The sequence below is a fragment of the Pseudomonas sp. NPDC087614 genome, assembly GCF_044743485.1.
GTDB lineage: Bacteria > Pseudomonadota > Gammaproteobacteria > Pseudomonadales > Pseudomonadaceae > Aquipseudomonas > Aquipseudomonas baetica_A.
The window spans coordinates 1-21,698 of record NZ_JBIUWN010000008.1 but is presented as its reverse complement, the minus strand read 5'-3'; the positions used below and the strand labels follow the sequence as shown (position 1 = coordinate 21,698).

Here is a 21,698-nt window from a genome sequence, read left to right as displayed (position 1 = left end):
ACGTGGCACTTCCGTTGTGTGCATTGGGCGGCCGCGTTCGACCGCGCCTTTTTCAACGCGATTGACGTGCACATGAGCGACATTCTGGCCGGCCGTGTCGACCTGAACGAGTTCAAAGGTCTGGTGGCGTGCGGTGGTTTCTCCTACGGCGACGTGCTGGGTGCCGGTGAAGGCTGGGCCAAGTCGGCCCTGTTCAACAGCCGCGCTCGCGATGCGTTCCAGGGGTTCTTCGAGCGTAACGACAGTTTCACCCTCGGCGTGTGCAACGGTTGCCAGATGATGTCCAACCTGCACGAACTGATCCCGGGCAGCGAGTTCTGGCCGCACTTCGTGCGCAACCGCTCCGAGCAGTTCGAGGCGCGCGTGGCGATGGTTCAGGTTCAGGAGTCGAACTCGATCTTCCTGCAGGGCATGGCCGGTTCGCGTATGCCGATCGCCATTGCTCACGGTGAAGGTCATGCCGAGTTTTCCAGCGAAGAAGCTCTGCTGGAAGCGGATCTGTCGGGTTGCGTGGCGATGCGTTTTGTCGACAACCATGGCAAGGTCACCGAATCGTACCCGGCCAACCCGAACGGTTCGCCGCGCGGGATTACCGGTCTCACCAGCCGTGATGGCCGCGTGACTATCATGATGCCGCACCCGGAGCGTGTGTTCCGTGCTGTGCAGAACTCGTGGCGTTCGGAAGACTGGAACGAAGACGCGCCTTGGATGCGTATGTTCCGTAATGCTCGTGTGTGGGTTAACTAAGGTCCGTGTACAAGCTGGCGTTTTTTGTTCCTGACAGTCATGTCGAGGTGGTCAAGGAAGCCGTATTCGCTGCCGGTGGTGGGCGGATCGGGGACTATGACCACTGTGCTTGGCAGGTGCTCGGTTTGGGTCAGTTTCGACCTTTGGACGGCAGTCAGCCGTTTATTGGGGAAGCGGGGCAGGTTGAGCGGGTTGAGGAATGGAAGGTTGAGCTTGTGGTGGCGGATGAGTTGATTCGCTCTGTAGTGGCGGCTTTGAAGTTGAGCCACCCGTACGAGACACCGGCTTATGAAGTGTGGCGGCTGGAAGATTTCTGATAGCCGCTTATTACAAGAAACCCGCAGATGAGTGATTGTCTGCGGGTTTTTTGTTGCCCCCGGTTTTTTGCGCGATGGGGTTCCTATGTGGGAACTGGCTTGCTCGCGAAGGCGTCGGCTCAGGCAATGATGTTCTGGCTGACCGAGTACATATCCATTGCTGTGGTCATGGCTGCTCAGAGTTCCGCCCTTACGGCGGGTCACTTTTTACAGACGCCTAAAAAGTAACCAAAAACGCTTGCCCCAACGTTCGGCCCGCTCGCTGGGGCTCGGGGTTCCTTCGCTCCGGGATCCATCCGGGGCATCGCCTCCGGTTTGCTTCGCTGCACCTCCTCTCGATGTTCTCCCCGGATGAATCCCTGCGCTCAGCCTGCCGACGGGGCCTGTGGATCAAGATCAAGAGCTGCAGCCGAGCTTGCGCTCATCCTGTTGGGTGGTGAGAAGCAGGAGCGAGTAGGTGGCGCTGCTTTGCTTTTCTGTGGGAGCTGGCTTGCCAGCGATGGCGGCCTGATAGCCGACCAGTCTCTATCTGGATGCACACACTCCAACTGTGGGAGCCCGATGAGGCCCGCCCGGCCACCCCATCACCCAAGGTTGTTTAAAAATGCATCAAATCACCAGAACCTTCCCACAAGGTTTTCAGGTTGTCCGTCGGACGTCGGGTCTCTAGTCTTTGGCTGTCACCGCAAATCGGTGATCGGGTGTGAGAACCCGGTAAGAGGTTTTAATCAAACGTCAGTAGCACCATAATCGCCGCCAGCTCATTTGCTGCCGGCAATGCTCTATGGCGGCTGTGTGCGGACGAACTTCGGTTCGGCCGGGTTGATCTCTTACCGGTTTCTCACTCCGCACATAGCTGCCACCTCCTCGTCGCGTGAGAAGCGACCAGTGATGGCTTCAATCATTTGATTAGAGATCATTGCAATGACTAAACCCGTCCCAGACCCACCCGAAACCAAAACCCCACTCGAAGAAGCCCTCCGCGCTGAAGACCTGGCCCGAAACCGCGAAGCCATCAAGCGCGCCCTCGACTTCTACCTGTGCCCCGAACCCGCAAAGCCCCGCCGACCAAGCACCATGTTCATGGTCTGCCCCCAAGTCGACACCGAAAGCCTGCTCGCCCACGCTTGCGAGTCATTAGCCTCGGCAAGTACCGCCGCCAGCAACTTCGCCAATGAGCTAAATGGTTCTCAGCGCAGCACCGTATTAGGCATCCAGCAAATCGTCATGCTTGCCGAACTGGCGGTAAATCGCGCACTGGATCGGGTAGACCCGCAAACCTGATCTATACGGGGGCATCGCAAACAGGCTCGTCCCATATGGATAGGGGCGAGCCTGTTCAGGCGCATGACCTTGCAGATTGACGTTCGCGGCTCAACTCAGTGGCAGATGTGGTGTTGACCGTTCATCGCAAACAGCCCTTGACCTGTAATTTCTGACAGTGGTGCGATACCTCCAACTCCTGTCAGATAAGCCTTCCATCCAAAACGGGTAAGAAGGAACTTAGATATGTCTGCTGAAAAAAATGTTGTGCCAGTAATCACCAATGTGAAAGACGATAACGGCCTAGAAATTCCCAACGGTGGCGCCACTTTTGCAACTTCTGTGCACTTGAGCGGGATTGCAGTTGTTGAAGAGAGAGTTGAAATCCTCGACGCTTCTGTTGTGAAGGGGCACGTAATCGCCAGTGGTACAGGAAGCTGGGCGCTGCACCTGACAGGTCTGAACCTGGGTGCTCATTCGATTACGGCCAGAGGAAGCGCTGGTATGTCACAGGCTCGTACGTTTACCGTTGTTGCAGCGAAGTAACTGCCGAAAAAAAACCGCTGTGCTTAATAGCCCAGCGGCTTTTCCTTGATCAGCAAGGCTGTTTGATTTTGCTTTGGCTTAAACCTTCGCACTGACCTCACTGCAATTGACCAGCGCTTCAAGTGCTCCACTCAAACTCGCAGCTTTGTCACCCACCAACAAGTGCCAAACCCCACCCTCCAACTGGCTGACACCCTGACAACCCAGCTCCTTCAACTGCGCCTCGGACAGCGCCTGGCCATCCGCCAACAGCAAGCGAATCCGGCTCATGGCAATGCAATCCAGTTGCAGCACGTTGTCGCCACCACCCAATGCGTTCAGCCATTGCTGGGCTTCGGTGCCTGCGACCACAACAGCTTTCGGCTCTTCGACAACCGCAACAGGTTCAGCAAGAACCGCACGCCCCAACGCCGGCATCGCCAGGCGAATCTCATCAGCAATGCTGTCGGCCAGCGGACCGACCACCACCTGCAAACTGCCACCCTTGCCCGGACGCACAACGGCCATCGCACCCAACGCTTTCAGGTCTGCATCGGACGCCTTGTTGCGATCCACCATTTCCAGTCGCAACCGCGTTGTACAGGCACCGACAGTCACAAGGTTATCGGCACCACCGAGTGCCTTGATGTAAGCCCCGGCGCGTTCGTTCTCCGCGAAAACCGCTTTTTCAGCCGTCGCCACATCCTCACGCCCCGGCGTCTTCAAATTGAAACGACGAATGCAGAAATCAAACACCGCGTAATACACCACGGCATAAGCGAGCCCGACCGGAACCACCAACCAGCCATTGGTCGACCGGCCCCAGCCCAGCACCATGTCGATAAAACCGCCAGAGAACGTGAAGCCCAGATGAATATTCAGCGCGTTAGTGATCGCCATCGACAACCCGGTCAGCAGCGCATGCAGCAGATACAGCAGCGGCGCCAGAAACATGAAGGCGAACTCAATCGGCTCGGTCACGCCTGTCAGGAATGACGTCAGCGCCATCGACAGGAAAATCCCGCCCATGACCTTGCGCCGCTCTGGCAGAGCGTTGCGGTACATCGCCAGGCACGCGGCCGGCAGGCCGAAGATCATCATCGGGAACATGCCGGTCATGAACTGGCCGCCCTTCGGATCGCCGGCAAAGTAGCGCGACAGATCACCGGTCACCAACGCACCTGTGGTCGGGTCGGTGAAGTTGCCGAAGACGAACCACGCCATGTTGTTGAGGATGTGGTGCAGGCCGGTGACGATCAGCAGACGGTTGAACACGCCGAAGACGAAGGCACCGAAGCTGCCACTTTCCATCATCAGGCTGCCGAAGCTGTTGATGCCTTGCTGAATCGGCGGCCAGATGTAGCCGAACACCACGCCCAGCCCGACCGCCGCAAACCCTGTGACAATCGGCACGAAACGCCGGCCACCGAAGAACGCCAGGTACTCCGGCAGCTTGATGTCCTTGAAGCGGTTGTACAGCGCGCCGGCCATCAGGCCGCTGACGATCCCGGCGAGCATGCCCATGTTGATGCTCGCGTCGAGCACCTTGAGGGTGGAGATCATCACCAGATAACCGATCACTCCGGCAAGGCCTGCGGTGCCGTTGTTGTCCTTGGCGAAGCCGACGGCGATGCCGATGGCGAAGATCATCGCCAGGTTGGCGAAGATCACCTGACCGGCGTCGTGGATGATCGCGATGTTCAGCAGGTCGGTATCGCCCAGGCGCAGCAGCAGGCCGGCAATCGGCAGGATCGCAATCGGCAGCATCAGCGCGCGGCCGAGGCGTTGCAGGCCTTCGATGAAGAGTTGGTACATGGCGTTTGTCCTTTTTGTTTTTGTTAGCGCAGTGGCCAATGTTGATGACAGGCGTGGCGCACGGCGGCGGCGCTGCTCAGCTTGAGCAGATCGCGGCTGAGGCGCTGACATTGGGCTTCGTGCAACTGGCGCACGCGATCCTTGATTTCACCGATCTGCACCGGGCTCACCGAGAGTTCGGTAACGCCGAGGCCGATCAGCACTGGTGTCGCTAACGGGTCCGAGGCGAGGGCGCCGCAGACGCCAACCCAACGTTTGTGCACCGCTGCGCCTGCGCAGGTCATGGCGATCAGGCGCAGCAGCGCCGGGTGCAGGGCGTCGACGCGGGCGGCGAGTCCTGCGTGATCGCGATCCATGGCGAGGGTGTATTGCGACAAATCGTTGGTGCCGATCGAGAGGAAATCGGCATGTTCGGCGAGTTGTTCGGCCTGCAATGCGGCGGCGGGGACTTCGATCATCACGCCGATTTCCGGGCGTTGAGTGATACCGAGTTCATTGCACAACGCATCGACCCGCTCGCGGATGTGCAGCAGTTCGTCGACTTCGGTGACCATCGGCAACAGGATCCGGCAACGCTGCAACGGGCTGACTCGCAGCAGCGCGCGCAGTTGCTGATCGAGAATTTCCGGGCGGGCCTGGGCCAGACGAATGCCGCGCAAACCGAGCACCGGGTTGGCTTCGGCGGGCAGCGGCAGATAGTCGAGTTGCTTGTCGCCGCCGACGTCGATGGTGCGGATGATCACTGACTTATCGCCCATGGCATCAATGACGGCTTGATAGGCGGCGCGCTGTTCTTCGACGTCAGGCGCAGTCTGGCGGTCAACGAACAGAAACTCGGTGCGCAACAGACCGACACCGTCGGCGCCGTTGGCAAACGCGTCCGCCGCTTCATGGCTGGACGCAACATTGGCGACCACTTCGATGGTCACGCCATTGTGGGTTTCGGCGGGCAGATGAGCCTTGGCTTGTTGCGCATCGCGGCGTTGTTGGCGGTCGATTTGCGCTTGCCGGACGTCGGCCAGACGTTCAGTGCTGGGCGTCAGTTCGAGGCGCCCGCCGTCGGCGTCGAGGACCACTGCTTGGCCTTGCGGCTGATCGAGCAGCGCCGCGCCCAACGCCACCAAGCACGGCAGACCTTTGCCCCGCGCCAGAATCGCGACGTGCGACGTCGCACCGCCCTCGGCCATGCACAATCCGGCAACACCTTGAGCGCTGAGTTGCAGCAAGTCCGATGGGGTCAGTTCATGGGCGGCGACGATAGCACCGGCCGGCACCTCGTAATGCCAGGCTTGGCCAAGCAGGGCGCGCAGCACGCGTTGCTTGAGGTCGCGCAGGTCGTTGGCGCGCTCGGCCAGCAGCGCGCTGCCGGTTTTCTGGAGCACGTCGCACTGAGCGTCGATCGACTGACTCCACGCATGGGTGGCGGCCGTGCCTTGCTCGATGGATTGTCGTGCGGCGTCGAGCAGGGCCGGGTCTTCGAGCAAGGCCAGATGCGCGGCGAAGATCGCTTCTTCGTCGGCGCTCCTGTGTTGTTTCGCTTGGGCGAGGGTGCTGCCGATGTCGCCGCGCACCTGATCCAGCGCAGCTTCAAGTGTTTGCTGTTGCGCCAGCGGATCATGATTGCCCGCGTCCGCCGGTAAACTGATCGCATTCAAATGAAACAACGGCCCGCCCACCAACCCCGGCGCGGCGCACACACCGTGCAACACACCCGCCTCGGCCGGGCGCTTGAGCGGTGCAACGCTGATCGGCGCGGGGGCGTGATGATCATCCGCGAGCGCGGTGGCCAATGCCGTAATCAACGCTTGCAGCGCCGCTTCAGCATCCGGCCCCTGACAACTGACTTGCACTTCATCCTGTTCGCCGACCGCCAGGCCCATCAACCCGATCAGGCTGTTGCACGGCGCCGATTTACCGGCGAAGTGCAGTTGCGACTGGCTCTTGAAGCCCTGCGCAGTCTGGCGAATCAGCGCTGCCGGCCGGGCGTGCAGGCCGCCGCGATGAGCGACGCGTACATGGCCCTGAACCTCTGGCCCGCCAACGTCTTCAGCATTCGCCGCCGAGTTGTTGCGCGAGATGATGTGCAGCAACGGCTCGCCGACTTTCACCGCTTTGAGGGTGATCGGGCGCACCTGGAAGTCTTGACTGTTGGTCAGAATCAACAGGCTCACCAGGCTTTTGCATTGCAGGCCGACTTTGTCGACGTCATAGCGCAACAGCGGCTGCCCCTTGCTGACTCGCGTGCCTTCCTTGACCAGCATCGAGAAGCCTTCGCCGTTCAGTTCAACGGTGTCGAGCCCAAGGTGCAGGAGGATTTGCGCGCCGTTGTCGGCACGAACGGTGAGGGCATGGCCGGTGCGGGCGACGTGGATGATCACCCCGGCGCATGGCGAATACAGGGTGTCGTTGATCGGGTCGATGGCAATACCATCGCCCATCGCGCCACTGGCGAACACCGCGTCCGGGACTTTGGCGAGCGTGAGCACCGGGCCGCTGAGCGGGGCGCTGAGGGTCAGCTCTTTATTGTTGTTGTGCATGGCTCGGTCTCATCAGGTGTGCAGTCAGTGGGACTTAGTGCGTACGGGTCACTTTGCTCAGGTGGCGCGGTTGATCCGGGTCCATGCCACGGGCCACGGCGAGTCCGGCAGCCATCACGTAGAAACTCTGGATCGCCAGGATCGGGTCGAGGGCCGGGTGTTCGGCGCGGGTCAGGGTCAGGTCGCGTTCGGTGACGTCATCCGGCGCTGCCAGCAATACGCGAGCGCCGCGTTGACGCATCTCTGCCGCCAGGCTCAGCAGGCCGGCCTGCTCGGCACCGCGTGGGGCGAAGACCAGCAACGGATAGTGTTCGTCGATCAGCGCCATCGGGCCGTGACGCACTTCGGCGCTGCTGAACGCTTCGGCCTGGATCGCCGAGGTTTCCTTGAATTTCAGCGCGGCTTCCTGGGCGATGGCGAAACCGGCACCACGACCGATGACCATCAGGCGTTCGCAGTCGCGCAGTACGTCGATGGCCGCGCTCCAGTCCTGTTGCGCCGCGTCGCGCAGGCCTTCAGGCAGGGCGTTATGCGCCTCGAGCAATTCGTTGTCCTCTTTCCAGTGCGCGATCAAACGGGCGCTGGCGCTGAGGGTGGCGATGAAACTCTTGGTCGCGGCGACGCTGCTTTCGGTGCCGGCGAGCAGCGGCACGCTGAATTCACACGCCGCTTCCAGTGGCGAATCGGCGGCGTTGACCATCGAAACGCTCAGCGCGCCACGCTTGCGCAACAAGCGCAGGCTGTTGACCAGATCCGGGCTCTGACCCGATTGGGAGAAGGCAAAGGCCACTTGACCGCTGACCTTCAACGGCGCCTGTTGCATGGTCACCACCGACATCGGCAACGATGCCACCGGCACGCCCAATTGCTGCATGGTCAGGTAGGCGAAGTAGCTCGCTGCGTGGTCGGAGCTGCCCCGGGCGACGGTCATCACCACTTGCGGCGGCTGACGGCGCAGGCGCCCGGCGATCTCGATCAATTGTGGGTCGAGCTGTTGCAGTTGGGCTTGCACGGCCTCAAACGAGGACAGCGCCTCTTCAAGCATTTTTGAAGTCAATGTCTTCTCCTTCGACCATGACGGCGGTCAGTGTGAGTGAGCGATCCAACCGCACGCAGTCGGCCCAGGCGCCGGGTTCAAGGCGCCCGCGTTCGTTGATGCCGAGGTAGTCGGCGGGAAATTGAGACAGACGCTGCGACGCTTCACTGATCGGCAAACCGATCTTCACCAGGTTGCGCAGGGCTTGGTCCATGGTCAGGGTGCTGCCGGCCAGGGTGCCGTCGGGCAGTCGCACGCCGCCCAGGCATTTGGTCACGGTGTGGCTGCCAAGTTTGTATTCACCGTCGGGCATGCCGGCCGCTGCGGTCGAATCGGTGACGCAATACAGGCACGGGATTGAGCGCAGGGCCACGCGGATGGCGCCGGGGTGTACGTGGAGCAAATCCGGAATCAGCTCGGCGTATTTGGCGTGGGCCAGCGCCGCGCCGACGATGCCCGGTTCGCGGTGATGCAGCGGGCTCATGGCGTTGTACAAGTGGGTGAAGCTGGTCGCGCCGGCGTCCAGCGCGGCGACGCCTTCCTCGTAACTGCCCAGGGTATGGCCGATCTGCATGCGGATGCCACGGTTGCTGAGCTCACGGATCAAACCGTCGTGGCCGGCGATTTCCGGGGCAATGGTGATCACACGGATCGGCGCCAGCGTCAGGTATTCCTCGACTTCGGCCATCAATGCGGTGTGGGCAAAGTTCGGTTGGGCGCCGAGTTTGCCGGGGTTGATGTACGGGCCTTCAAGGTGAACGCCGAGCACCCGGGCGCTGTTGGCCGGGCGCTGTTCGCAGAACTCGCCGACGGCTTTGAGCACGCTGGAAATCTCGGCGCTGGGTGCGGTCATGGTGGTGGCCAGCAGCGAAGTGGTACCGAAACGCACATGGGTCTTGGTGATCGCCTCGAAGGCGCTGGCACCTTCCATGATGTCTTTGCCGCCGCCGCCGTGAACGTGCAGGTCAATGAAACCCGGGAGCAGATAAGGCAGGTCGTTATCGGCCGGATCGCAGGGCACGCCTTCGATCGACACGACTTTGCCGTGTTCGTGGATCAGCCGGCCGCGAACCCAGCCGTGGGCAGTGAGGATGTTGTCTTCGGACATTTCGGTTCTCGCTGTTTGACGTCTGCGCCCGTTTAACGGCGCAGCTCTGCAACAAAGTCGTAGTAGTCGTTGCGGCAATAGGTGTCGGTGACTTCGATCGGTGTGTTGTCTTCCAGATAGCCGACCCGGGTCATCAGCAACATGGCGGTGCCGGGGGCGATGCCGACCAGTGCGGCGAACTCGTCCGAGGCGTTGATGGCCTGGATGTGTTGCAAGGCGCGCACGATCGGTTTGCCGATGCCGTCGAGGTATTCGTAGAGCGAATCACCGACCAATTGTGGCTTGGGCATGATCGCGGCGGGCAGGGTGCTCATCTCGATGGCCATCACGGTGTCGTCGGCTTTGCGCAGGCGTTTCATGCGCGCGACTTTGTCGTTCGGCGACAGGCTCAGGCGGATCAGTTCTTCGTGGGTCGGCAGGGTGATGTCCCGCTCCAGCCATTGCGAACTGGGCACGAAGCCCTTGAGGCGCAGCATCTCGCTGAAGCCTGACAGGCGTGAGAGGGGTTGTTCCAGGCGCGGGGTGATGAAGGTGCCGGAGCCTTGCAAGCGACGGATCAGACCTTGATCGAGCAACACTTCCAGCGCCTTGCGTGCAGTCACGCGGGAGATGCCCAACTGTTCGCTGAGATTGCGCTCGGACGGCATCGCCTGTTCGGCTTTCCACTGCCCGGCATGAATCGCCGCTTCCAGATTGCGCGCCAGTTGCAGGTACAGCGGCGTCGGCTGAGAGTCATCGGGACGTAGGGCGTGGAGGTCGTTCATTGAGGTCATTTCCGGCGCGAGTATAGGATTGTTGTGGCTCGCTTGCTGGGCGCAAATTAATACCACTTGAATACCATGTCAACGCAGGAAAATGGCGGTTGGCCCAATGAAATGGCAGGTTGTGGAGAGGGGTGTCTTAAGTGGTATTAGAGGTGGGCTGTAAAAAGCAAAAGATCGCCGTCTGCGGCCGCTCCTGTCGTTGAAAGTGGTATCAACCCTGTAGGCGCTGTCGCAGGCGGCGATCTTCTGATTTATTTTTTTGCAGGTGACCAGTGGTGGGTCGTTACGGGCGGATCTCGATCATCGTGCCGTCCGGCACCAGGCCCCAGACTTCGCGCATGTCCATGTTGCGCATGGCGATGCAGCCGTCGGTCCAGTCCAGCGTGTGGAACAGATCCTCGGGGGTGTCCTCGGTGTCGGGTGTGCCGTGGATCATGATCATGCCGCCGGGGGCGACGCCTTCCCGTCGGGCACGCGCCGAATCGCTGATGTTCGGGTAGGAAATGTGCATCGCCAGGTTGAATCGGTCGCTGACCTTTCGCCAGTCGATCCAATAGAAACCTTCCGGTGTGCGTTTATCGCCTTCAAACAGTTTCGGACCTTTTTTCGCGCCCTTGCCCAGGGAAACCCGGTAGGTCTTGAGTGGCTTGCCGTCGGCGATCAACTGCAACTGATGAGCCGATTTGAGCACCAGCACTTTTTCGATCAGAGGGGTATTGGACGGCGATACGGTGGTCACGAATGACGCTTGCGAGACCGTGACGAACGACAGGCAGAACAGGGCAAGCAACCAGCGCATTGAAACGATTCCCCAGGGAGTGATGCAGATATTCATAGATGCTTTTATGTGATGACCGGCTGAGCGAGCGGCGGGATCGATTCCGAGCGAACCGGGTAGGTCTCGGCACGCCGATCAGCGAAGAAGCATTCTAAGGTACGGCCCACTGTGCGGAAAGCCAGCTCGTCCCATGGAATGTCGGCTTCGTCGAATAGTCGCACTTCAAGGCTCTCGGGACCGGCGGCAAAGTCCAGGTCGACCAGTTCTGCGCGAAAGAACACATGCACCTGGCTGATGTGCGGGACATCGATCAGCGTATAGATGCTCAGGTTACGCAGCCGGGCGCAGGCTTCCTCGGCGGTTTCGCGGGTCGCGGCCTGTTCGAGGGTTTCGCCGTTTTCCATGAAGCCGGCAGGCAATGTCCAGTAGCCGAGGCGCGGCTCGATGGCGCGGCGGCAGAGCAGCACTTGGGTGCCCCAGGTCGCGACGCATCCAGCGACGATATTGGGGTTCTGATAGTGAATGGTCTGACAGCTATCACAGACAAATCGCAGCCGCGAATCGCCTTCGGGAATGCGCTGGGTCACCGGGTTACCGCATTGGCTGCAAAATTTCATGCTGAGGTTCCTGAATGCTGCGCCTATCTTGGCGTGCAGCGGTGCCGGTCGGCAAGTTGTCGTTTCGCGACACAGCAAGAGTCGGGGGCTTGGGCGCTCGCATTGATTGGTGCATGATGCGGGGCAAGGCACAGATCGAGAACTCTTATGCTGGACGAGCTACTGCATCGGGTAAGCAACCACACACCGCGCACGCTGGAGACCGACTCGCGTTTTCCCGAGGCCGCCGTTCTGGTGCCGATCACCCGCAGTGACGAACCGGAACTGATCCTGACCCTGCGCGCCAGCGGCCTCTCGACCCACGGCGGCGAAGTCGCCTTTCCCGGCGGGCGCCGCGACCCCGAAGACCCTGATCTGATCTTCACCGCCCTGCGCGAAGCCGAAGAGGAGATCGGCCTGCCGCCGGGCCTGGTCGAAGTCATTGGCCCGCTCAGCCCGTTGATTTCTCTGCACGGCATCAAGGTCACGCCGTATGTCGGCGTGATTCCTGATTTTGTCGAGTATCTGGCCAACGACGCCGAGATCGCCGCCGTCTTCAGCGTGCCGCTGGAATTCTTCCGTAAAGACCCGCGCGAACACACCCACCGCATCGACTACCAGGGCCGCAGTTGGTACGTGCCGAGTTATCGATTTGGTGAATACAAAATCTGGGGGCTGACGGCAATCATGATCGTCGAGTTGATCAATCTGCTCTATGACGCGAAGATCAGCCTGCATCAGCCGCCTAAAAGCTTCATCAACACCTGAAGCCATCGCAGCAATGGCCGCTCACCGTGAGCCCTGAGGACAACAAGATGAAATACCGCTTGGGCGACGCCCGTGTCCAAACCCATCCACAGAGCTGGGTCGCCCCCAATGCCGTGCTGGTGGGCAAGGTCAAACTCGAAGAGGGCGCCAACGTCTGGTTCAACGCTGTACTGCGCGGTGATAACGAACTGATCCTGATCGGCAAGAACAGCAACGTCCAGGACGGCACGGTGATGCACACCGACATGGGCTATCCGCTGACCATCGGCACCGGCGTGACCATCGGCCACAACGCCATGCTCCATGGCTGCACCGTCGGCGATTACAGCCTGATTGGTATCAATGCGGTGATTTTGAACGGCGCGAAGATCGGCAAGAACTGCATCATCGGCGCCAATTCGCTGATCGGCGAAGGCAAGGAAATCCCTGACGGTTCGCTGGTAATGGGCTCGCCGGGCAAGGTCGTGCGTGAGCTGACCGAGCCGCAGAAGAAAATGCTCGAAGCCAGCGCCGCGCACTATGTGCATAACGCGCAGCGCTATGCCCGTGATCTGGTTGAGCAGGAAGAATGAATACGCCTGAAAGACCCGTCGCCTCGCCCTGCGTGAGTATTTGTGCGCTGGATGAGGATGATGTTTGCACCGGGTGTCAGCGCACGGTCGAGGAGATTACGCGCTGGAGCCGGATGAGCAACGACGAGCGCCGTGTTGTGCTGGGGTTGTGTCATGAGCGGGCGAAGGCGAGTGGGCTGGTGTGGATGATCCCTGGGAAATCCGGCGTCTGACAGGGCGCCTTCGCGAGCAAGCCCGTTTGTATGGATCTATTGCATACACAAAATCTGTGTTCACTGTAGACCCAGTGTGGGAGCGGGCTTGCTCGCTAAGCGGCCGGCAACGCCACGACTTCTTATTGGCCCAAAACAATCCCTGAAGTAACCTGTGCGCCAATTTATCAGGTCGCCCCCATGATTTTCCTCATCGCCTACATCAGCAGCGTCGTGCTGATCAACTTCGCCTTCTCCACCGCGCCGCACCTGGACGTCATCTGGTCGGCTTGGGGCGGCTTGGTGTTCGTGTTGCGTGACATGGTGCAAACCCGCTTCGGCCATGGCGCGATCGTGGCGATGTTGGCGGCGCTGGTGTTGTCCTACGTGACGTCCGATCCGTCCATCGCATTGGCCAGCGCTGTCGCGTTCGGGGTCTCCGAGTGCATCGACTGGCTGGTGTTCAGCATCACCAAGCGGCCGTTGCGCGACCGTTTGTGGATCAGTTCGGCGCTGAGCATTCCCCTCGATACCTTCATTTTCTTCGGCATGATCGATGCCTTGACACCGCCCGTGATCATCACCGCTCTGGCTTCGAAGTTTGCCGGCGTGACGGCCGTCTGGCTGATCATGGCCTGGCGCGATCGCAAGCAGGCCGTCGCCAGCTAAAGCCAAACCCGCGGGTTCATGTAAAATGCCGCGCTTTCTCCCCATGGAAAGTGCGCCCGGCGTTGCTTTCCTAGATGATCCGCTTCTTTGAGGACCTGAGATGACCCGTATCGGAACTCCATTGTCGCCAACCGCGACCCGCGTATTGCTGTGTGGCTGTGGTGAGTTGGGCAAGGAAGTGGTGATCGAACTGCAACGCCTAGGCGTTGAAGTGATTGCCGTCGACCGCTACGCCAACGCGCCGGCCATGCAAGTCGCTCATCGCAGCCATGTGATCAACATGCTCGACGGCGCCGCTCTGCGTGCCGTGATCGAAGCCGAGAAGCCGCACTTCATCGTGCCGGAAATCGAAGCCATCGCCACCGCCACCCTGGTCGAACTGGAAGCCGAAGGCTTCACCGTGATCCCGACCGCCCGCGCTGCGCAACTGACCATGAACCGCGAAGGCATCCGTCGTCTGGCCGCTGAAGAGCTGGACCTGCCGACCTCGCCGTACCACTTCGCCGACACCTTCGAGGACTACAGCAAAGCCGTTGAGGATTTGGGTTTCCCATGCGTCGTCAAACCGGTGATGAGTTCGTCGGGCAAGGGCCAGAGCCTGCTGCGGAGCCACGATGACGTGCAGAAAGCCTGGGACTACGCGCAAGAGGGCGGTCGTGCCGGCAAAGGTCGGGTGATCATCGAAGGCTTCATCGATTTCGACTACGAAATCACCTTGCTGACCGTGCGCCACATCGGCGGCACCACGTTCTGTGCGCCGGTCGGTCACCGTCAGGAGAAGGGCGACTATCAGGAGTCGTGGCAGCCACAAGCCATGAGCCCGATTGCCCTGGCAGAATCCGAGCGTGTTGCCAAAGCGGTAACCGAGGCACTGGGTGGCCGTGGTCTGTTTGGCGTTGAGTTGTTCATCAAAGGTGATCAGGTGTGGTTCAGCGAAGTCTCGCCGCGTCCGCATGATACCGGTCTGGTGACCTTGATTTCTCAGGATCTCTCGCAATTCGCCCTGCACGCACGCGCCATTCTCGGCCTGCCGGTACCGCTGATCCGTCAGTTCGGGCCATCGGCGTCGGCGGTGATTCTGGTGGAAGGTCAGTCGACTCAAACCGCGTTCGCCAACCTGGGCGCTGCGCTGAGCGAGCCGGACACAGCGCTGCGTCTGTTTGGCAAGCCTGAAGTCAATGGTCAGCGCCGCATGGGCGTGGCGCTGGCGCGGGATGAGTCGATTGAAGCGGCGCGTGCCAAAGCGACCCGTGCTGCTCAGGCGGTTGTCGTCGAGCTGTAAACCGAGGCGCGTTATTCGCGAGCAAGCCCGCTCCCACAGTCTTTTTGGTTGTACACAAAATGTGTGATCAACAGAGAACCCTGTGGGAGCGGGCTTGCTCGCGAAGCTTTTGATCTTCGGTCAGGCAATCTGATTCAGATCGTTATTCCTCGTTTCCTTCAGGCACAGCACCGCAATCAAACTCAGCACTGCCGCGCCCGACACATACCCGCCGACATAGCTCAAACCACCCATCGCCACCAGTTTCTGCGCAAAGAACGGCGCCGCCGAGGCCCCGACAATGCCGCCCAGGTTGTACGCTGCCGACGCGCCGGTATAGCGCACATGAGTCGGAAACAGTTCCGGCAACAACGCCCCCATCGGCGCGAACGTTACGCCCATCAAGAACAACTCGATGCACAGAAACAGCGCCACGCCCCAGGTCGAACCCTGAGTCAGCAACGGCTCCATCAGAAACCCCGACAGAATGGCCAGCACGCCGCCGATGATCAGCACCGGTTTGCGTCCGTAACGGTCACTGGCCCAGGCCGACAACGGCGTGGCGGCGGCCATGAACAGCACGGCAAAACACAGCAGCCCAAGGAACGTTTCGCGACTGTAGCCCAATGTGGATACGCCGTAGCTCAGGGAAAACACCGTCGAGATGTAGAACAGCGCATAGCAAACCACCATCGCCATCGCCCCCAGCAGCGTTGGCACCCAATACTGGCTGAACAGCTCGACCAGCGGCATTTTCACCCGTTCCTGGCGGGCGATGGCGTTGGCGAATACCGGGGTTTCATGGAGTTTCAGGCGCACATACAGGCCAACCATCACCAGCAGGGCGCTGAGCAGGAACGGAATGCGCCAGCCCCAACGGCTGAATTGCTCGTCGCTGAGGGTCATGGCCAGCGTGAGGAACAAGCCGTTGGCGGCGAGAAAACCAATCGAGGGGCCGAGTTGCGGGAACATGCCGAACCACGCGCGCTTGCCTTTCGGTGCGTTTTCCGTGGCCAGCAGGGCGGCACCACCCCATTCGCCGCCCAGTCCAAGACCCTGACCGAAACGCAGCACACACAGCAGAATGGGCGCCCAGGCCCCGATGCTGTCGTAACCCGGCAGCACGCCGATCAGCGTCGTACAAACACCCATCAGCAGCAGCGAAGCGACCAGCGTCGATTTGCGCCCGATGCGGTCACCGAAGTGGCCAAACAACGCAGAACCCAGCGGTCGGGCGAGGAAAGCGATGCCGAAGGTGAGGAAGGCTGACAACATCTGTGCCGTGCCGGAGGTCTGCGGAAAGAACACCGGCCCGATCACCAGTGCGGCAGCCGTGGCGTAAACGTAGAAGTCGTAGAACTCGATGGCGGTGCCGATGAAACTCGCCGTCGCCACGCGGGTGGCGGAGTTGGTCGGTTGGGCAGGCGCGGTGTCGCTGTAAGCGGTACGGGTTGTCATGCGGTGATCCCTGACAGTCATGAGCTCCGGTGGAGCGAATTATTAGGGTCGAGCACCCAGGGATGTGGGATGAGGCGCGAGCGCTGTTTCAGGTAAGAACAGTCGCCGGGGTGATGCGCAAAAGGTCGAGACCTGTGCAGTGCCGGGTAAGCACTTGGATCGTCGGCGCTTGGGTAAGCGCCTCGATTATAGGAAGGGGGCTAACGATTGAACAAGCGTAAAAAACGCGTGAAAGGCACTCTCGCAGCGGCGATTTTTTGATCTGTTATCGGGGCAGCAAAAGCGCAGGGGTAGACGTGGTATGCCAGATCAACACCTTGCTCACCCGGTTCTCTTCAGTCTCGAGAATTTCCAGTCGATAGCGCCCGATCTTCAGGCAAACCGCGCTCTCGGGAATGGTTTCCAGCGCCTCGGTCACCAGACCGTTGAGGGTTTTCGGGCCATCGCTGGGCAAATGCCAGCCCAGGCATTTGTTGAGTTCCCGGATGGAGGCCGTGCCGTCGATCACCATGCGGCCATCGGCCTGCGGGTGAATATGCGGATTGTCGAGGCTGTGCTCGCTTTCGAATTCGCCGACGATCTCTTCAAGAATGTCTTCCAGGGTGACGATGCCGAGCACTTCGCCGTACTCGTCCACCACCATGCCGAGGCGACGTTGCTGCTTGTGGAAATTGAGCAATTGCAGTTGCAGAGGCGTGCTTTCCGGCACGAAGTACGGCTCGTAACTGGCCGCCAGCAGGGCTTCGCGGGTCAGACTGTGGTTATTCAGCAGGTGGCTGATCTGCCGCGTGTTGAGCACCGCTTCGACCTGATTGATGTCGCTGTGGAACACCGGCAGACGTGTGCGTTTGTTGTGGCGCAGTTGTTCGATGATCTGTTCGATCGGATCGTCGAGGTTGATACCGTCGACGTCACTGCGTGGCACCAGAATGTCGTTGACCGTGATGTTGTCCAGCGCGTGGATACCCGACGTCGGGTGCGTACGAGCCGGATGTTCGGGGTCGTCATGACGATCAGCCAGCGCATCGTCGTCACTCTGCTGAACCACTTGGGTTTTGCGCACGAACGGACTCAGGAGCAAATGGCTGATGCGACTGAAAAGCCAGGCAAACGGATAAACAATTTTCAGCGGCACGGCCAATAACGTGTTGCCGAGGGTCAGCACGGCTTCCGGATAACGCCGGGCGAGGGTGCGTGGGAAGTAATCGGCGAAGACCAGCAAGATGGCGCCCGCACCGAGGCATGCCGCCCAAGGGCCGTTTTCTTCACAGAGGAAAATCGCCAGCAACGTCGCGATCACGACCGCGAGCGCACGACAGAGGGTGTTGCACAGAATCAGGCTGTCGAGCGGGAAGCTCAGCTTCGCCAGCGGTTTATCACTGGCGCGTGAGGCGGTGCGTTGGGCGAGCAGGTGTTGCTGCGCGAGTTCGACGGCGGTAAACAGCCCCGACCATAAAATCAGCAGGACAAATACTGCGAGCATCGGCCCTATGGGCAAACCGTCCATTTATGCCGCCCGTCAGATATGCAGGATGTATTCACGAACCAGTTTGCTGCCGAAATACGCCAACATCAGCAGACAGAAACCGGCGAGCGTCCAGCGAATCGCTTTGTGTCCGCGCCAGCCGAGACGGTTGCGGCCCCACAACAGCACGCTGAACACCACCCAGGCCAGACACGCCAGCAGCGTTTTGTGAACCAGATGCTGGGCGAACAGGTTCTCGACGAACAGCCAGCCGGAGATCAGCGACAGCGAGAGCAACGTCCAGCCGGCCCAAAGGAAACCGAACAGCAGGCTTTCCATGGTTTGCAGTGGCGGGAAGTTCTTGATCAGGCCGGAGGGATGCTTGTGCTTGAGTTGGTGGTCTTGCACCAGCACCAGCAAGGACTGGAATACCGCGATGGTGAACATGCCGTAGGCGAGGATCGACAGCAGGATGTGGGCGAGAATGCCCGGCTCTTCATCAATGATCTGCACGGTGCCGGCCGGCGCGAACTGCGCCAGCAACACCGTGACCGCACCCAGCGGGAACAGCAGGACCAGCAGGTTCTCCACCGGGATTCGCGAACAGGCAATCAGGGTCAGGGCGATCACCGCCGCTGCGATCAGGCTGGAGGCGCTGAAAAAGTCCAGGCCCAGGCCGATCGGGGTCAGCAGGTGCGTGAGCAGGCTGGCGCTATGGGCCAGCACGGCGAAAACGCCGAGCGTAACCAGCAGGCGCTTGTTCGCCTTGGCGCCGGTGGCCAGACGGGTGCTCTGATAAAGGGTCGCAGCGGCATATATAAGGGCGGCGGCGAGGGTGGTCAGCAAACTGGGTGACAAGGGGAGCATAAATCCTGATCGGCAAGCCCGAAAGGGGCTGAGTTTGGCATAGAACCGCCATGGCACGAAAGACTCAGGAAGCTGACAGCGAGGTGTCCGCCAGACGCAGTCTTCGCTATAATCCGCGACCTGCCCACGCCGCAGGCTCGCCGAGCACATGTTGATTCCGGTCTGGGCCGCCATTATCCCGGTCTACACAGGGCCTGAAAGGATCGCGCAATGTTTGAAAACTTAACCGACCGTCTCTCGCAGACGCTGCGCCATGTCACCGGCAAGGCGAAGCTGACCGAAGACAATATCAAAGACACCCTGCGTGAAGTGCGCATGGCGTTGCTCGAAGCCGACGTCGCCCTGCCGGTGGTCAAGGACTTCGTCAATTCGGTCAAGGAGCGCGCTGTCGGCACCGAGGTGTCGCGCAGCCTGACGCCGGGCCAGGCATTCGTGAAGATCGTCCAGGCTGAACTCGAAAGCCTGATGGGCGCGGCGAACGAGGACTTGAACCTCAGCGCCGTACCGCCAGCCGTCGTGCTGATGGCCGGCCTGCAGGGCGCCGGTAAAACCACCACCGTCGGCAAACTGGCGCGCTTGCTCAAAGAGCGCAAAAAGAAGTCGGTCATGGTCGTGTCGGCGGACGTTTATCGCCCTGCGGCCATTAAACAGCTGGAAACCCTGGCCAACGACATCGGCGTGACGTTCTTCCCGTCCGACCTGAGCCAGAAGCCGGTCGACATCGCCAACGCGGCTATTAAAGAAGCAAAACTGAAATTAATCGACGTGGTCATCGTCGATTCCGCCGGTCGTCTGGACATCGACGAAGAGATGATGGGCGAGATCAAGGCGCTGCACGCCGCGATCAACCCGGTCGAAACCCTGTTCGTGGTCGACGCCATGACCGGCCAGGACGCGGCCAACACGGCCAAGGCCTTCGGTGATGCGCTGCCGCTGACCGGTGTGATCCTGACCAAGGTCGACGGCGACGCGCGTGGCGGTGCCGCCCTGTCGGTGCGAGCGATCACCGGCAAACCGATCAAGTTCATCGGTATGGGCGAGAAGAGCGAAGCGCTCGAGCCGTTCCATCCCGAGCGTATTGCTTCGCGGATCCTCGGTATGGGTGATGTGCTCAGCCTGATCGAGCAGGCCGAGCAGACCCTCGACAAGGAAAAGGCCGACAAACTGGCCAAGAAACTGAAGAAGGGCAAGGGCTTCGACCTCGAAGACTTCCGTGATCAGTTGCAACAGATGAAGAACATGGGCGGCCTGGGCGGCCTCATGGACAAACTGCCGAGCATCGGCGGCGTCAACCTGTCTCAGATGGGCAATGCCCAGAATGCCGCAGAGAAGCAATTCAAACAGATGGAAGCCATCATCAGCTCCATGACCCCGGCCGAGCGCCGTGACCCTGAGTTGATCAGCGGCTCGCGCAAGCGCCGGATCGCCATGGGGTCGGGCACTCAGGTGCAGGACATCGGTCGCTTGATCAAGCAGCACAAGCAGATGCAGAAGATGATGAAGAAATTCACCGCCAAAGGCGGAATGGCGAAAATGATGCGCGGCATGGGCGGTATGTTGCCCGGCGGCGGTATGCCGAAAATGTAAATAACTCGCCGGTCGTCGCACCGGCGCAGGCCCCGCAAGGATGCGGGATCAACAGCAAACCCGCACTCGGCGGGAGCTGACTGGCCGTTTTCATCGACGGCTCTATATGCAAATCTGCACGGCATGCCATAGGCGCCGGAAAAAGTCATTTGCAAAAGTCCGGATATTCCTTAGAATATGCGGCCTTTCGGGCACCCATGCCCGCTGTGCATTTAGATTTGCAGCACCGAATACAGTAACGATGTTAAAATGCAAACAATACGTCTATCCCTAGGCGGCTCCAAAAAGCGCCCGTTTTACCACCTGACCGTAACCGACTCCCGCAACCCGCGTGACGGTTCCCACAAAGAACAGGTTGGTTTCTTCAACCCTGTTGCCCGTGGTCAGGAAACTCGTCTGTCCGTGAACCAAGAGCGCGTAGCCTACTGGCTGAGCGTTGGTGCACAACCTTCTGAGCGCGTTGCTCAGTTGTTGAAGGAATCTGCCAAGGCTGCGGCCTGAGCAATATGAACGCGACGCCTGCTGTTGCCGATGATTTGATCGTTATTGGCAAAATTTATTCTGTTCACGGCGTTCGCGGCGAAGTGAAGGTTTATTCCTTTACTGATCCGACTGAAAACCTGTTGCAGTACAAAACCTGGACGCTCAAGCGCGAAGGCAATGTCAAACAGGTCGAGCTGGTCAGTGGACGCGGGAGCGACAAGTTCCTGGTCGCAAAGCTCAAGGGTCTTGATGATCGTGAAGAAGCTCGTCTTCTGGCCGGTTACGAGATCTGCGTGCCGCGCAACCTGTTCGCTGAATTGACCGAAGGCGAGTACTACTGGTACCAGCTGGAAGGTCTGAAGGTCATCGATCAACTGGGGCAATTGCTCGGGAAAATCGATCATCTTCTGGAAACCGGCGCCAATGATGTAATGGTAGTCAAGCCTTGCGCTGGCAGCCTGGATGATCGCGAACGCCTGTTGCCCTATACGGAGCAATGCGTGTTGGCAGTCGACCTCGCCGCGGGTGAGATGAAGGTGGATTGGGACGCGGACTTCTAAGCGTGGCTAACTTGCGCGTAGAAGTGATCAGTTTGTTTCCCGAAATGTTTTCCGCCATCGGCGACTATGGCATCACCAGTCGAGCGGTCAAACAGGGGCTCTTGCAGCTGACCTGTTGGAACCCGCGGGATTACACGACGGATCGGCATCACACTGTGGACGATCGCCCGTTTGGCGGTGGTCCGGGCATGGTGATGAAGATCAAGCCCCTGGAGGAGGATGTGGTTCAGGCCACGGCAGCTGCCGGGGAGGCGGCGTAGGTGTTTTACGTGTCCCCCCCAGGCCGTCAACTGACTCAGTCGGCGGTACGCGAGTTGGCACAATCGGTTGG

At 60.2% G+C, this 21,698-nt stretch carries 21 protein-coding genes and 2 pseudogenes; 13 read left to right on the top strand and 10 right to left on the bottom strand.

The features are described 5' to 3' along the window. The 4 genes and pseudogenes from ACIOWA_RS04945 to ACIOWA_RS04930 all read left to right on the top strand — a co-directional run. Positions 1-747: pseudogene (locus ACIOWA_RS04945) on the top strand (phosphoribosylformylglycinamidine synthase subunit PurQ); the annotation flags it as partial. 5 nt (positions 748-752) lie between these two features. Then, positions 753-1,064 (top strand): YqfO family protein, encoded by a 312-nt coding sequence (locus ACIOWA_RS04940; protein WP_339432106.1) that lies wholly within the window; start codon positions 753-755, stop codon positions 1,062-1,064. 924 nt (positions 1,065-1,988) lie between these two features. Beyond that, positions 1,989-2,348, top strand: a complete 360-nt coding sequence (locus tag ACIOWA_RS04935) for a DUF6124 family protein (RefSeq protein WP_401158527.1) — start codon at positions 1,989-1,991, stop codon at positions 2,346-2,348. A gap of 225 nt (positions 2,349-2,573) precedes the next feature. Then, positions 2,574-2,873 (top strand): hypothetical protein, encoded by a 300-nt coding sequence (locus ACIOWA_RS04930; RefSeq protein WP_401158525.1) that lies wholly within the window; start codon positions 2,574-2,576, stop codon positions 2,871-2,873. Positions 2,874-2,951: 78 nt separating this feature from the next. Here the strand turns inward: ACIOWA_RS04930 and nagE are convergent, their stop codons facing one another. The 7 genes from nagE to ACIOWA_RS04895 all read right to left on the bottom strand — a co-directional run bounded on the left by nagE (position 2,952) and on the right by ACIOWA_RS04895 (position 11,507). Then, positions 2,952-4,667: an N-acetylglucosamine-specific PTS transporter subunit IIBC gene (gene nagE, locus ACIOWA_RS04925; protein WP_401158523.1), complete on the bottom strand. Its 1,716-nt coding sequence runs from the start codon at positions 4,665-4,667 to the stop codon at positions 2,952-2,954. Positions 4,668-4,690: 23 nt separating this feature from the next. After that, the gene (ptsP, locus tag ACIOWA_RS04920; protein WP_401158521.1) at positions 4,691-7,204 is read right to left on the bottom strand and encodes a phosphoenolpyruvate--protein phosphotransferase; all 2,514 of its coding nucleotides are present in this window, start codon (positions 7,202-7,204) and stop codon (positions 4,691-4,693) included. Between the two features lie 34 nt (positions 7,205-7,238). Beyond that, complete coding sequence (locus ACIOWA_RS04915) at positions 7,239-8,261, bottom strand: SIS domain-containing protein (protein ID WP_221729902.1); 1,023 nt, start codon at positions 8,259-8,261, stop codon at positions 7,239-7,241. Beyond that, complete coding sequence (nagA, locus tag ACIOWA_RS04910) at positions 8,242-9,348, bottom strand: N-acetylglucosamine-6-phosphate deacetylase (RefSeq protein ID WP_401158519.1); 1,107 nt, start codon at positions 9,346-9,348, stop codon at positions 8,242-8,244. Before nagA ends, ACIOWA_RS04915 begins: the two co-directional genes overlap by 20 nt. Positions 9,349-9,380: 32 nt before the next feature. Beyond that, positions 9,381-10,112: a GntR family transcriptional regulator gene (locus tag ACIOWA_RS04905; RefSeq protein WP_221729900.1), complete on the bottom strand. Its 732-nt coding sequence runs from the start codon at positions 10,110-10,112 to the stop codon at positions 9,381-9,383. A gap of 283 nt (positions 10,113-10,395) precedes the next feature. Beyond that, complete coding sequence (locus ACIOWA_RS04900; RefSeq protein WP_339432112.1) at positions 10,396-10,911, bottom strand: L,D-transpeptidase family protein; 516 nt, start codon at positions 10,909-10,911, stop codon at positions 10,396-10,398. A gap of 44 nt (positions 10,912-10,955) precedes the next feature. After that, the gene (locus ACIOWA_RS04895; RefSeq protein ID WP_339494812.1) at positions 10,956-11,507 is read right to left on the bottom strand and encodes an NUDIX hydrolase; all 552 of its coding nucleotides are present in this window, start codon (positions 11,505-11,507) and stop codon (positions 10,956-10,958) included. A gap of 147 nt (positions 11,508-11,654) precedes the next feature. Here ACIOWA_RS04895 and ACIOWA_RS04890 point away from each other — a divergent pair, with 147 nt between their 5' ends. The 5 genes from ACIOWA_RS04890 to purT all read left to right on the top strand — a co-directional run bounded on the left by ACIOWA_RS04890 (position 11,655) and on the right by purT (position 14,968). Further along, on the top strand, positions 11,655-12,254 hold the full coding sequence (locus ACIOWA_RS04890) for a CoA pyrophosphatase (protein ID WP_339432114.1): 600 nt from the start codon (positions 11,655-11,657) through the stop codon (positions 12,252-12,254). 47 nt (positions 12,255-12,301) lie between these two features. Then, complete coding sequence (locus tag ACIOWA_RS04885) at positions 12,302-12,826, top strand: gamma carbonic anhydrase family protein (protein WP_339432115.1); 525 nt, start codon at positions 12,302-12,304, stop codon at positions 12,824-12,826. Next, positions 12,823-13,038, top strand: coding sequence for a DUF1289 domain-containing protein (locus ACIOWA_RS04880; protein ID WP_339432116.1), 216 nt, complete (start codon positions 12,823-12,825; stop codon positions 13,036-13,038). Before ACIOWA_RS04885 ends, ACIOWA_RS04880 begins: the two co-directional genes overlap by 4 nt. Positions 13,039-13,218: 180 nt before the next feature. Further along, positions 13,219-13,686, top strand: a complete 468-nt coding sequence (locus ACIOWA_RS04875; protein ID WP_221729895.1) for a VUT family protein — start codon at positions 13,219-13,221, stop codon at positions 13,684-13,686. Between the two features lie 100 nt (positions 13,687-13,786). Continuing rightward, complete coding sequence (purT, locus tag ACIOWA_RS04870) at positions 13,787-14,968, top strand: formate-dependent phosphoribosylglycinamide formyltransferase (protein WP_339432117.1); 1,182 nt, start codon at positions 13,787-13,789, stop codon at positions 14,966-14,968. 120 nt (positions 14,969-15,088) lie between these two features. On the opposite strand, the gene ACIOWA_RS04865 is transcribed toward purT, so the two are convergent. The 3 genes from ACIOWA_RS04865 to ACIOWA_RS04855 form a co-directional block, all read right to left on the bottom strand. Continuing rightward, the gene (locus ACIOWA_RS04865; protein WP_401158515.1) at positions 15,089-16,405 is read right to left on the bottom strand and encodes an MFS transporter; all 1,317 of its coding nucleotides are present in this window, start codon (positions 16,403-16,405) and stop codon (positions 15,089-15,091) included. A gap of 265 nt (positions 16,406-16,670) precedes the next feature. Then, complete coding sequence (locus ACIOWA_RS04860) at positions 16,671-17,912, bottom strand: transporter associated domain-containing protein (RefSeq protein ID WP_401158513.1); 1,242 nt, start codon at positions 17,910-17,912, stop codon at positions 16,671-16,673. A 12-nt stretch (positions 17,913-17,924) separates the two neighbouring features. Next, positions 17,925-18,737 carry a cytochrome c biogenesis protein CcsA gene (locus ACIOWA_RS04855; RefSeq protein WP_339432120.1) on the bottom strand — a complete coding sequence of 271 codons (813 nt, stop codon included), beginning with the start codon at positions 18,735-18,737 and terminating at the stop codon, positions 17,925-17,927. A 210-nt stretch (positions 18,738-18,947) separates the two neighbouring features. Between ACIOWA_RS04855 and ffh the strand changes: the two genes are divergently transcribed. The 4 genes and pseudogenes from ffh to ACIOWA_RS04835 form a co-directional block, all read left to right on the top strand. Then, a complete protein-coding gene (gene ffh, locus ACIOWA_RS04850) occupies positions 18,948-20,324 on the top strand; it encodes a signal recognition particle protein (protein ID WP_401158511.1) in 1,377 nt (458 codons plus the stop codon). A 249-nt stretch (positions 20,325-20,573) separates the two neighbouring features. Beyond that, positions 20,574-20,825: a 30S ribosomal protein S16 gene (gene rpsP / locus ACIOWA_RS04845; protein WP_401158508.1), complete on the top strand. Its 252-nt coding sequence runs from the start codon at positions 20,574-20,576 to the stop codon at positions 20,823-20,825. Between the two features lie 5 nt (positions 20,826-20,830). Continuing rightward, positions 20,831-21,367: a ribosome maturation factor RimM gene (gene rimM, locus ACIOWA_RS04840; protein WP_095191188.1), complete on the top strand. Its 537-nt coding sequence runs from the start codon at positions 20,831-20,833 to the stop codon at positions 21,365-21,367. Between the two features lie 44 nt (positions 21,368-21,411). Next, positions 21,412-21,698, top strand: a pseudogene (locus ACIOWA_RS04835) (tRNA (guanosine(37)-N1)-methyltransferase TrmD); the annotation flags it as partial.

Bases quoted from the DNA above. Each gene is read 5' to 3' on its own strand.
- ACIOWA_RS04880 (WP_339432116.1), top strand. From the start codon at position 12,823: ATGAATACGCCTGAAAGACCCGTCGCCTCGCCCTGCGTGAGTATTTGT.
- ACIOWA_RS04860 (WP_401158513.1), bottom strand. From the start codon at position 17,912: ATGGACGGTTTGCCCATAGGGCCGATGCTCGCAGTATTTGTCCTGCTG.
- ptsP (WP_401158521.1), bottom strand. From the start codon at position 7,204: ATGCACAACAACAATAAAGAGCTGACCCTCAGCGCCCCGCTCAGCGGC.
- ACIOWA_RS04855 (WP_339432120.1), bottom strand. From the start codon at position 18,737: ATGCTCCCCTTGTCACCCAGTTTGCTGACCACCCTCGCCGCCGCCCTT.
- nagA (WP_401158519.1), bottom strand. From the start codon at position 9,348: ATGTCCGAAGACAACATCCTCACTGCCCACGGCTGGGTTCGCGGCCGG.
- rimM (WP_095191188.1), top strand. From the start codon at position 20,831: ATGAACGCGACGCCTGCTGTTGCCGATGATTTGATCGTTATTGGCAAA.
- ACIOWA_RS04935 (WP_401158527.1), top strand. From the start codon at position 1,989: ATGACTAAACCCGTCCCAGACCCACCCGAAACCAAAACCCCACTCGAA.
- ACIOWA_RS04905 (WP_221729900.1), bottom strand. From the start codon at position 10,112: ATGAACGACCTCCACGCCCTACGTCCCGATGACTCTCAGCCGACGCCG.
- rpsP (WP_401158508.1), top strand. From the start codon at position 20,574: ATGCAAACAATACGTCTATCCCTAGGCGGCTCCAAAAAGCGCCCGTTT.
- ACIOWA_RS04865 (WP_401158515.1), bottom strand. From the start codon at position 16,405: ATGACAACCCGTACCGCTTACAGCGACACCGCGCCTGCCCAACCGACC.
- ACIOWA_RS04875 (WP_221729895.1), top strand. From the start codon at position 13,219: ATGATTTTCCTCATCGCCTACATCAGCAGCGTCGTGCTGATCAACTTC.
- purT (WP_339432117.1), top strand. From the start codon at position 13,787: ATGACCCGTATCGGAACTCCATTGTCGCCAACCGCGACCCGCGTATTG.
- ACIOWA_RS04930 (WP_401158525.1), top strand. From the start codon at position 2,574: ATGTCTGCTGAAAAAAATGTTGTGCCAGTAATCACCAATGTGAAAGAC.
- ACIOWA_RS04900 (WP_339432112.1), bottom strand. From the start codon at position 10,911: ATGCGCTGGTTGCTTGCCCTGTTCTGCCTGTCGTTCGTCACGGTCTCG.
- ACIOWA_RS04885 (WP_339432115.1), top strand. From the start codon at position 12,302: ATGAAATACCGCTTGGGCGACGCCCGTGTCCAAACCCATCCACAGAGC.
- ffh (WP_401158511.1), top strand. From the start codon at position 18,948: ATGTTTGAAAACTTAACCGACCGTCTCTCGCAGACGCTGCGCCATGTC.
- ACIOWA_RS04895 (WP_339494812.1), bottom strand. From the start codon at position 11,507: ATGAAATTTTGCAGCCAATGCGGTAACCCGGTGACCCAGCGCATTCCC.
- nagE (WP_401158523.1), bottom strand. From the start codon at position 4,667: ATGTACCAACTCTTCATCGAAGGCCTGCAACGCCTCGGCCGCGCGCTG.
- ACIOWA_RS04890 (WP_339432114.1), top strand. From the start codon at position 11,655: ATGCTGGACGAGCTACTGCATCGGGTAAGCAACCACACACCGCGCACG.